Below are 11371 nucleotides of genomic sequence, written 5' to 3'. Positions count from 1 at the left end.
AATAGATAGTCTAGATGGAAGCTCATAACGGTAAATGTATTATTAGGTACATTTTACACCATAAACTCAGGAGAGCCGACATGGCTTTCTCCTTCTGAACATAAAATTATAACAGGTCGATTTCTCACATTTCCTTGCGCCCTTTTAAGCCAAGATCCGAGAAACCCTCTAATCCTTAATACCAATTTAATATGAAGCTGCATAGAATAAAGCTTCAAGAATAAAATTGTAAGAAGATAGGCAATGTAGACTATTGTCGCTCACGGGGCTATGCCTGCAGGGGTAAGTTCTGTGGAAACCGACTGAAATTTGCCAGTTATATGGATTCCGGTTGCACCGTCCGTGATTGTTGACGGTTGACGGTTGACGGTTGACTGTGAGTCAAAAAACTGAAAATTGCGCGAATTATTTTTTGGTCTCCGGATTCGACTTTACGCCCGACTTTCGAAGCGCGGATTTGATATCATTCCGGCGCAGCCGGAATTGATATTATAAAATAATCTAATTTTGACGACCGCGATCGTTAGCGAAGCAATACAGTAGGGTGCAGGGTGCCCTACTTATAGAATGCGTGCGTAGAGCCTGTATGCTGACGGGGTGACAACCCCGTCAAAACCCGCACTGGTGGCGGATTTACGCAACTCGCACCTCAAAAAAGATGGGGTCGAAATTATTATAGCCTTTCGAGCTCTCATCTGAGGTACGACTGGGCATAAGCCTCCGTGGGCATAGGGCATAGGCCTCCGTGGGCATAGGGCATACCTCACTTTTTTGAGAACCGCTATAAGTGGCCCCATCTGTTAATTATGTTTCCTCAATTTTACCAAAACCATCTAGAAAAACAACTCAAACCAGCAGAATACCTGACTCTCAAAATCCTGGTAGATTTGTTGCTCCAGGCACAGACAGGTTAGTATTGAATTGCTCGCTTCTGTAATGCCCTATCCAATTCAATTTGAGAGACGGAGGCGTAGTCTGCAAAGATTTCTCAAATTAGACTGCTTCAACATAGAAAGTCTGTGGTTTCCGCTTGTCAAAGAAATCTTAAAAGCCAAATTTAAGAAATCAAAACCTTTGAAGCTTGCAATCGATCGCACTCTTCGGGCGAGCGCACAACGTATTTATGCTCAGTCTGGTCTGGGAAAAACGAAGTATCCCCTTATACTGGCGACTATTAGACAAGAGGGGATGTAGTAATATCTGCGAACAACAAGCTCTAATTACTCCTGTTTTAGAGTTACTGTCCGATTATGAAGCGATCGTGTTAGGCGATTCCCTTCGGGATAGCTTCGCTTCACGGGAATTTGGTAGTGTCAAGTTGGCATCCTGGCTCTGTAACAAGCAAGTGAAGTTTATTCTTAGAGTAAAACAAGGGCGATATATTCAATCAGAAAATTCTGATTATATCCTCTTGTCAGACCTGGGCTTACTGCCAGGAACAAGCTTTTATTTGTCAGATGTAAAGTTTACCAAACAAAAAGGACTTGGGACTTTTGATATTGCTGGTTATTGGCGAGGTAAATATCAAGGAAAACAGGAGGATAAAGCTTGGTATCTTTTGACTAATGTCGGCACTTTCAAGCAGTCAATTGATACTTTTAAGTGTCGCAATGGCATTGAAACGATGTTTAAAGATTGTAAAAGCGGTGGCTACTATTTAGAAAGAAGCCCTGCTAATAATCAGCGTTTAAACCCTTTGATATTATTGATAGCTTTTGCTTATAATTCTGCTGTAATTCTATGTCAAAAAATCAAGACGATGGGAGTAGAAAAATATGTGGGCAGGTTAACTGAATAGGGGCGCTCAATAGGTCGTCATAGTAGTTTTTGGATAGGATTATATGGTCAATGTTGGCTAATTGGTATGGAATTTTGTCAATAAATTATTACTCAATTAATGAAAATCAGGGGAAACAAACTACCATTCTTTCAGAGGGGTATGAGGGCTATGTCCTTGATTATATCAGTGTTCTGACGGGGTTGTCACCCCGTCATGCCTGTATGCCTGCGAGCAAAACCTATCCGTATAATTTCTTAGTGTTGCTTTACTCGCAATTATGGCTGCATTGCATCCTATAGCGCGATCGTTTGTAGTAATTACCAATTTTCTTTGCCTGAATAGACGTGGATTGTGTAAAAAAAAAGCCATCATTGTTGTTCGCATATTTAGCGATGGCGCGAGCTTCACCTACAGTCATTTTTTGACTTTACGATCTGCCACATCCACCAGATTTAGAAAAGCCTACGCGCTAAATTATCGACTTTGTAAGCTGCGCAATGCGCACCCTACACGCTTAGAGACAGTTATTTGTATTTGAGTCAATGCGATTGCTTCGTTCTTCGCAATGACAATGAGGGAGATTGATTTGAGTCAATGCGATTGCTTTCTGGCAATGACAATGAGGGAGATTGATTGGAGTCAACGCGATTGCTTTCTGGCAGTGACAATGAGGGAGATGATTTTGAGTTAAGGCGATTGCTTCGTTCCTCGCAATGACAATGAGGGAGATAATGCAATGATATCAATTCCGGTTGCACCGGAATGATATACTGAAAGGGCGTCAAGAGTGCAACGAGGACAAGTTATGCCTAAACGTCTAAAGTTAGAGCCTCCTCAAACCCCCTCGCCCGTTGTCTAAACTTTATCGTCAAGCATACCTACCCAATTGAACGGACACGCTACCAAATAATTTGGCTCTTGGCAACTCGACGAGTTACAGAAGATGTCGCGAATATCACGGGTTACTGCCGTAACTCGATCTATCGCGCGCGTTCGTCGTTACAATCAATTAGGTGCTAATGGGTTGAAAGACAAACGTCATCAACATCCGGGCACTCAACCTTTACTGTCTATTGTGGAACAAGCACAAATGAAGCAAACTTTACCAACTCCTCCCGCTGATGGAGGATTATAGAACAGTCGTAAAGTGACTGAGTGGATCAGTAATTTACTCTTACGTCCAGTCAGCGTACAAAGGGGTTGGGACTATCTACGGCAAGTTGGAGTTTCGCTTACGGATACCCAGACCGGAACACGACCTTGCTGACCTTGAAGTCCAAGAAGCTTGGAAAAAAAACGGAGAGCGCCAGCTAAACGAATTCAACAGCAGTATCCATTAGCAGCAGTAGAAGTGTGGGGAATGGATGAGCATCGTCTGGGATTAAAGCCAATAATTCGGCGAGTTTGGGTTGGCTATGGGGAGCAGCCCATAGCCAACGTAAATTGGCGATATCAATGGCTATGGTTGTATGGTTTTGTACACCCGTCAACGCCAGAAACATACTTTTGGATTCTCCCAAAAGTTAACATAGAGCTTTTTAACTTAGTTTGAGAAGATTTTGCCGCCTGAATTTGAAGTAGGTAAAGACAAACACATCATATTAACTATTGACCAAGCTCTTTGGCATACCAGTCCACAAGTTCGAGTCCCTCTTATGTCTACACTTGGAATTTATGCCATCCCATTCTCCAGAATTACAACCAGCCGAGCGTCTCTGGCCGTTGGTAAATGAACCAATTGCCAATGGGTCATTTCAAAATCTTGATGAATTAGAAGAGGTATTATTTCAACGTTGCCAAGTTCTGATGAAACAATCTTCTTTGATTAAAGGGATTACTTGTTTCCATTGGTGGCCAAAAACCAAAGCTATATCATTCCGGTGCAGCCGGAATTGATATGACACTTTGTGCAGTAAGGTGCGCACTGCGCACCCTACAGTCTAACTTGATACTGTTGCTCCCCCCTTTTTAAGGGGGGCTGGGGGGGAGCTCCGCGTTTGAAAACACATCCTAAACAGCTTGATTTGCGTGATGGCGGCTGGTCAATTTATTTAATTGATTCACCAACAAACTTAGGAATAATCCCACATCGGTAACAACTCCCGTAGATTCGATCGAACCCCGATCGCTCAATTTCGTCACCACCGCCGGATTAATGTCCACACAGACCATCTTCACACCAGCCGGCGTCATATTTCCCACACCAATTGAGTGCAGCATAGACGACAGCATTAACACCATATCCGCACCCCGTAACAGCTCACTATATTCTTCTTGAGCCTTAACTAAATCCATTTGCGTGTCGGGAAGCGGTCCGTCATCGCGGATCGAACCGGCAAGAGAAAACGGTATGTTGTTCTTTACGCACTCATACATCACACCGTTAGTAACCAGGCCTGCTTCAACAGCTTTTGCAATACTCCCGTAACGCCGCACAGCGTTAATTATTTTCAAGTGGTGCCGGTGTCCGCCGCGCACAGCAATACCGCGTTTCATGTCAACCCCTAAAGAGGTTCCCATATTCGATTGTTCCATGTCGTGAACCGCGATCGCATTTCCACCTAACAGCGCTTGTACGTAACCTTCACGAATTAAGTGCGCTAAATGGTCGCCACCGCCGGTGTGGATAACAACAGGCCCCGCCGTAACTACAACTTTGCCACCGCGATCGCGAATTTGGCGCAATTCCCACGCTACTTGTTCCACGACCAATTCTACGCGGCGCTCGCTAGAAACGCTGCCAGACATAAAGCTGAATTCTTGAGAATTGCGCTGTTCCCGCGATTCTGTTTTGCGGATGGTGCGGATACCCACTACATCTACAACGACTTTTTCTCCTACTTTTAAATCTCGCAGTAATTTGCATTTAGCTACTGGACCGTCAGCAGTTTCAGTAATAGCAACTGCACCGTCCATCCGCTGATTTTGCACTTTCACCCACTGATTATTTACCCGCACTTCTGTGGGATAAATCGTACTCACATAAAAGTCGTCCGGGGCGACGCCATCTTGCAGTACCGGTTCTAAAATAGCGTCGCAAATCTCTTGCGGCGGGGGAACTGCACCCAAGTCAATCAGCAGTCCCATGATTTCTTCCATCACATCGTGGGAAGGAGCCGAAACTTTAACGTCTGCACTGGATGTGCTTTGTCGCTGCTCTCCTAAATTGAAATTGAGCACTTGGAAACTGCCGCCGTTTTCGATAATTAAGTCTAAAGCGCGACTGATTAAACCAGCATCGAGCAAGTGACCTTCCATGCGAATTGTGCGGCTTTCTACCATCACGTTTGCCGAGCGCTCTTCTTGCACCGGTTCCGTTACCCGCAGCGTCAAACACTTACAGGCGCCGCCCGCTTTCAGAAATTCGCTCATCGGCGTTTCAATTACTTGAAAACCGACATTAGTGATGCGCGTTTTCAAGGCTTCGCTAATTTTGTTCATTACCACAATTTTGTCAATATTGACGGCATTGCAGGCAAAGTTAGCGGCATCTGCTTCTTCAATGGCAATGCGTTTTTCTGGGGGGACCCGCATTTCAATTAAGCGGTTTGAGTAGGAATCAAATGCGGCTGGGTAGTAGAGCAAATAGCCGCCTGTCAGAGGACAAAAACAGGTGTCTAGGTGATAGAAACGTTCGTCAACTAAACGCAGCGAAAGCACTTCAATGTTGAGCCATTTTGCTAGTAACGGGTGCGAGTCGAGTTCGGAACGGAAGCCGTATCCGGCCCACAACCAGCGTCCTTCGCGATCGAGCAAAGCATCGCCAGCGCCCTCAAACGGCAAGTCTTTCGGGAGTTCGTGCACGGTGAAACCTTTGCTTTCAAACCATGCTTTGAAATAGGGTTCTTCGCCTTGGCGTTCTTTGTGATAGAAACGGCTGAGGACGAAGGTATTGCCTAAAAGTAAGCCTGCGTTGGCGGTGAACACCATATCCGGCCAGCCTTTTGCCGGCGGTACGAGGTCTACCACCGCGTTGTCTTTGAGAACGTGGTAGAGTTTTTCCCACTGTTCGACGGCGCGATCGCGCGATGATTTATGGACATTTCCCTCCATCCACGGATTAATCACGTAGTCTACATCGTAGTGGTCGGGAGCGCACATGAGGAAGCGAATTGAGTCAGTCATAATTCAGTAAAAATGTGGTAGAAGCTACAGCAGACGTATGTTGACAGAGTTTGTATAAGAGCAACTGTAATATCCACTACTAATTTTAGGAGCGGAACGTCTGGAGCCTTTTAAGGCTAACTTTTTATTATATCACGCTTAAGATGAAATAACACTAAATCACAGACCGAGCGCAGGAAATACGGGAGAAAATTTCAGGTTATGACGCACCCTACAATAGGTTCAGATAGACGATTAATACCAGCTCCGTTGAATTGCCGCCAATCTGAAGGTCGGGGCGGGTTTAAGCTCGTCTATTATTATAGATTGTTGGCTCACAGGCCCCTACAATAATTACGGTTAATTTACCGGACATGACATAATATCAAATCCCTTAGCATCGGAATAGTAAATTCGAGTTCACTGTTGACTGTTCACTGTTGACTGTTCACGGCGTCAACCGTCAACAGTCAACATCACGGACGGTGTAACCGGAAATGATATAACAGCTTATCCTAACTTTTAACTTTCAACTTTTGCGAAATCGGCAGTTCGATCGCAAATTCTGTTCCCCGGCCAACTTCTGAATGACACTCCAACTTACCGCCGTGGGTATCTTTCACAATTTGGTAACTAATCGACAACCCCAAACCAGTGCCCCTACCCACAGGTTTTGTAGTAAAAAACGGGTCAAACATCCTTGACTGAACTTCGGGACAGATACCGGGACCAGTGTCAGAAATCCGCACGCACACTTGATTTTCTCTGCTGACTTCCGTAGTAATGCGAATTTGGTGAACTTTGCAAGTACAGTTTGCTGATGACTCTTCCACAGCGTCGATCGCATTCGACAGTAAATTCATAAATACCTGGTTTAATTGAGCCGGATAACACTCGAGTTTTGGCAGTTCGCCGTAATTTTTAATAACTTGAATTTCTCCACGTTTGACCTGTGACTGCAATCGGTGCTGCAAAATAACCAAAGTGCTCTCTATCCCTTCATGAATGTCTATTACTTTGCGCTCTGTTTCGTCGAGTCTCGAAAAGTTTCGCAAAGACAACACGATCTGCTTAATTCGGTTAGCACCTTGTTCCATTGAACCCAGCATTCTCGGAAAATCCTCAGCGATAAAATCTACTTCGAGTCCTGCCAATTCTTGGGCAATTTCGGGAACTGGTTGGGGATAGTGTTGCTGGTAGAGTTCGATCACATTTACCAAATCGCGAGCGTACTGTCTGGCGGGAATAATATTGCCGTAGATGAAGCTGACCGGGTTATTAATTTCGTGAGCAACTCCCGCTACCATTTGCCCGATACTTGACATTTTTTCGGCTTGAATGAGCTGGGATTGAGCCTTTTTTAAGTCTTCCAGAGTTTGTTCTAGCTGTTGCGCTTTTTCTCGTTCTCGCTGTTCGCTAAGAAGCAAAGCTGCTTCGGCTTGTTTGCGATCGCTAATATCAATATGCGTGCCCGTCATCCGCAAAGGATTTCCCGAAGCGTCGCGTTCCATCACCTTCGCTTGAGTCAAAATCCACTTCCACTCGCCGGATTTTGTCAGCATCCGAAATTCCTTTTCGTAAGTCGGCTCTTTGCCTTCTAGGTGAGCCTTTAGCGCTGCTATAGCCGGACCCAAATCCTCGGGATGTAGCAGTTGCTCCCAGGCTGCGAAACTATTTTCTACCTCCTCTACTTCATATCCCAGCATCGTTTTCCACCGCGGATTAAAATAGACTTCTCCCGTGGCAAGATTCCAATCCCACAATCCCATCGCACTGCCTTCCAATGCCAGATAAAAACGTTCTTCACTAAGAAGCAAAGCTGCTTCGGCTTGTTTTCGCTCGCTAATATCCATAACGGTTCCCAACAGTTTGATTACTTCTCGGGTTTCGTTAAAAACAGCTTCTCCCCTTTCTTCCACGTAGAGTATTTGACCGCTCTTATGCAAAAATCGGAATTCTTTTTTATAGGAAATTCCTTGTGAGATAGCCTGGGTGAAAGTTTGTTGGAACAAGTCTCTGTCCTCGGGATGACACATCTGTAAAAGTTTGGCAAATGTCGGTTCAGGTGCGGCTGAGTCAAGACCAAAAATGCGGAATACTTCTTCTGACCAAGTAAATTTATGTGTGACGACATCAAATTCCCAACTGCCGATATGGGCAATTTTCTGGGCTGCTGCTAGACTAGCTTCGCTTTGTTGAAGTTTAAGTCGCTGTTGTTTATCTTGTTCGAGAAGATTGGCTTGAGCTCTGGCAATTCCCATTTGTGCCGCCACAGTTTTCAATAATCCGATCTCATCTTCCGTCCAGTGGCGGGGGCGATGGTACTGGTGCAAGCAGATCATTCCGTTGGCTTTTCCCTGGTAGGAAGTGCGGATGGAGAGCATCGACTTCAAACCTATTTGACAGTACAAATCTCTGACGTTTTCTAGCAGGGGCTCGGCAAAAACATCGTCATAAACTACAGGTTGATCTTGGGACAATAAAAACTGAGTGTGACGATTGTCCTCTACGGGAATTTCTACATCTAAAAGTAATTGTAACCCAGTCTTTCTGTACTCAGCTACCTTAGAAATGCGGGGAATTTGGTGTTCTGTGTAGGCGTGAATCAAGCAGCAATCGACATTAAAAATTCTGCCTATTTGGGCCGCTGCTGTTTGAAAAACTTGATCCTGGTGTAAGCTGTAGCGAATTTCCAGAGTAATTGTTTCTAGGAGAAATTTTTGCTTAATTTGCCGTTCCAAAGCAGCTAAAGCTGTTTTAAGTTCGAGTTCTGCTTGTTTGCGATCGCTAATTTCAGTAGCCGTTCCCAGGATTTTCCAAGGTTTGTCATCCGCTGTTCTGGCAAACACGGTATCCCGGCTCAAAAACCAGCTACATTCACCGTTTTTGTGCTGAATTCGGTACTCAAACTCAAAGTTTTCACCATCTTTTGCTGTCTCAATCCTGCTGATATGTTCTGAGAATCCCGGCAAATCGTCAGGGTGTAGGAAGTTAGGAAGAAATGCTCCTGCCATCTGCTGTGTTTCTTCAATGCTGTAGCCAATATCGCTATAGATTTCGCGGTTGATATACACAGTTCGCTGTTCTATCAAATCGTAAACATACAAAAGATTAGGATTTGTTTGAATTACTGCAGACAGCCAGCGTTGGCTGTCTCGGAGTTCTGCTTCGATCCGCTTGCGTTCTTCTATTTCTGCTTGCAGTCGCGCATTTTTTGCTACAACTTCCTTAGAAAGCCGACTGAGCAGCATTTGATTTTCGACGCGGGCCACCACTTCTGCTATTTCAAACGGTTTACTAATGTAGTCTACCCCCCCCACAGAAAAAGCTTTGACTTTATCAAATACTTCATTTAAAGCACTGATAAAAATCACAGGAATATCTTTAGTTTCCGGACAAGCTTTTAGCTGTTCGCAGACTTGATAGCCATCCATACCGGGCATCATGATGTCCAGCAAAATCAAATCCGGTGGATTCGACAGAGCAAATTTGAGAGCCAATTTGCCATCCCGTGTCGGCCGCACTTTATATCCGCGCTTAGACAAAAGCTGGTATAAAAGACGCAAGTTTTCTGGGTGGTCGTCCACCATTAAAATATTTTCTTGTAAGGCAGTGTTTTGAAGCGTAAGTGTTTCTAGTCTTGGATTTGTATCGTCAGTTGTATTCACAGCAGATCCTCGAACTATTCAAATTTTGTATCTGGGAATATTGTTAAAGGCATTTACCACTTGTACCTAATACTCTCAGAAAAATCCGCATAACTAGCGGCTATAATAGCATACCTCTAAATTATCTGTCATTATATCAAAAATAAGGCTCGTTTAAAAATATTTGCGGATAAAATTATCGCAGCAGAGCGAGAAAACAGGCGAGATTTCTCAAATCACAGGCTAAGCAAGCAACTTTTTATTAAAAGTAAAACTTTTACAGTGTCTAGAACCCGGTTTTGCGTGCATTTACCGGGGGGCTCGGGGTTGTGTTTTTCAGTAGATACACTTACTCGAAACGGCAACTAAACCAGCCCTGACCATTCGTGTCAACTTAAAACTAAAATCCTTTGTCTCTCGGGTTTATATCCAATTCTTGAGCTCCCTTGCATCTCCCTTATTGATGAGGACTTCGATCGCTCTTGTACCCCCCTTCTTAAGCAGAGCTAGGGCGATATACCCATAATTGTCAAACAGTATACCGTTACTAAATTTGAGCTTAAGTTGACACCAATGCGCTCTGAAAAACTCCTAGAATATCTTATATTTTAGTTGCGCCGTCGGGCTGATTTATGGTATCTTTGTCTGAGCCGGCAATTCCCGGCAAGCGGCGTACACGGCTTTCACGTTATACCAATTCAGAAAAATTCGAGCAATTTCTAAAGCTAACTGCGGCTTGCCTCGGTCAATCAACCACTGCAAAAAAGGAGTCATCGTCCGCTCGTTCAGCATCCCGCCCAAGGATAAAACTCCCCACAGTATTTGGTGCAAAAAAGTCATTTGAATCATCATCCGTACTTCCCAACTTGGGTGTTTTTGATAAAACAAAACTCCCATTCTCCCGCGCTGAATTTCTCGGTCAATCATGCCGGGAACTTGCTCTAAACTAAAAGGTGGATGCCAGTGATACCCGACAGCAGCCGGACATTTAATCAGTTTCAAACCTAATTTTTTCAACCTGACACCCAATTCTAAATCTTCCCATCCGTACAGTTGAAAGCGAGTGTCAAAGAGTCCAGCAGCTAGCAGCCAGTGGCGGGCGATGCCCACATTTCCCGTAGCAAAATAAGCAGCCGAAAAATCAGTTATTTTGTAAGGTTCCGAAGTAGGATTGTCGAAATTGCAAGTATTAATCACGCTGCCGTAGGTAAAAACCGCATTAGTATCTTTGTAACCCTGTAGCAAAGCATCTGCATGTGCTTGCAAAAAATGCTCCGTTACCACCAAATCGCTGTCAATAAAAATAATCGTATCGCCCTTAGCATCTTCAACGCCCAAATTCCGGGCAGCGGCGGGGCCTTGGTGACATTGGGCGATCGATCGCACATGAGGCAACAAGTCAGCATTTGCCACCAACCACTCCAGCGTCCCGTCCGTCGAACCGTCGTCCACGACAATTACTTCATACTCTCTGACAATCTCACCGAACTGCTGATTTTCCAAAGCCAGTAGACATTTTGCCAAAATCGGTTTACGATTGTACGTCGGAATCACAACACTAAAAAACACGGCTTTTCCCCATCGCCACAGTTACCGTATCCCACGGTAGCAGATTTTTCGCAGCAACTCCTCGGGGAAATAGCAAAGTTTAGCAAAAAAAGAATATATAAATCTGTACTCTTTCTGACAAGAATCGATCTCAATTAGGTGCATAATGAAAAGTCGGTTAAATATCACATCTTGCACCATTCTCCAGAACAGGCTTTCCGGCCTGTTCCACAAAAATTTAATTTTATTGTGGGGCAGGCATCTTACACTATTCTCCCGAAGAGGCAAGATG

At 44.5% G+C, this 11371-nt stretch carries 6 protein-coding genes; 3 read left to right on the top strand and 3 right to left on the bottom strand.

Going from position 1 to position 11371, the window contains the following annotated elements; genetic code table 11:
- Nucleotides 1-1123 precede the first annotated feature (1123 nt).
- From QUB56_RS23915 to QUB56_RS23905, 3 genes are all read left to right on the top strand, one after another.
- Nucleotides 1124-1798, top strand: coding sequence for a transposase (locus QUB56_RS23915; RefSeq protein WP_332958615.1), 675 nt, complete (start codon nucleotides 1124-1126; stop codon nucleotides 1796-1798).
- A 925-nt stretch (nucleotides 1799-2723) separates the two neighbouring features.
- A complete protein-coding gene (locus QUB56_RS23910; RefSeq protein ID WP_332958613.1) occupies nucleotides 2724-2915 on the top strand; it encodes a hypothetical protein in 192 nt (63 codons plus the stop codon).
- Between the two features lie 150 nt (nucleotides 2916-3065).
- Nucleotides 3066-3332 carry a hypothetical protein gene (locus QUB56_RS23905; RefSeq protein WP_332958612.1) on the top strand — a complete coding sequence of 89 codons (267 nt, stop codon included), beginning with the start codon at nucleotides 3066-3068 and terminating at the stop codon, nucleotides 3330-3332.
- Nucleotides 3333-3790: 458 nt separating this feature from the next.
- On the opposite strand, the gene argZ is transcribed toward QUB56_RS23905, so the two are convergent.
- The 3 genes from argZ to QUB56_RS23890 all read right to left on the bottom strand — a co-directional run bounded on the left by argZ (nucleotide 3791) and on the right by QUB56_RS23890 (nucleotide 11100).
- Nucleotides 3791-5905 carry a bifunctional arginine dihydrolase/ornithine cyclodeaminase gene (gene argZ, locus QUB56_RS23900; RefSeq protein ID WP_332958610.1) on the bottom strand — a complete coding sequence of 705 codons (2115 nt, stop codon included), beginning with the start codon at nucleotides 5903-5905 and terminating at the stop codon, nucleotides 3791-3793.
- A 494-nt stretch (nucleotides 5906-6399) separates the two neighbouring features.
- Nucleotides 6400-9552, bottom strand: a complete 3153-nt coding sequence (locus tag QUB56_RS23895) for a PAS domain-containing protein (protein ID WP_332958609.1) — start codon at nucleotides 9550-9552, stop codon at nucleotides 6400-6402.
- A 609-nt stretch (nucleotides 9553-10161) separates the two neighbouring features.
- Complete coding sequence (locus QUB56_RS23890; protein ID WP_332958608.1) at nucleotides 10162-11100, bottom strand: glycosyltransferase; 939 nt, start codon at nucleotides 11098-11100, stop codon at nucleotides 10162-10164.
- Between the last annotated feature and the right edge of the window lie 271 nt (nucleotides 11101-11371).

Origin of the sequence: Microcoleus sp. AR_TQ3_B6 (assembly GCF_036702785.1) — a bacterium.
In the GTDB taxonomy this organism is placed as follows: domain Bacteria; phylum Cyanobacteriota; class Cyanobacteriia; order Cyanobacteriales; family Microcoleaceae; genus Microcoleus.
The sequence above is the reverse complement of the archived record's forward strand: the minus strand, read 5'-3'. Positions and strand labels throughout refer to the sequence as shown.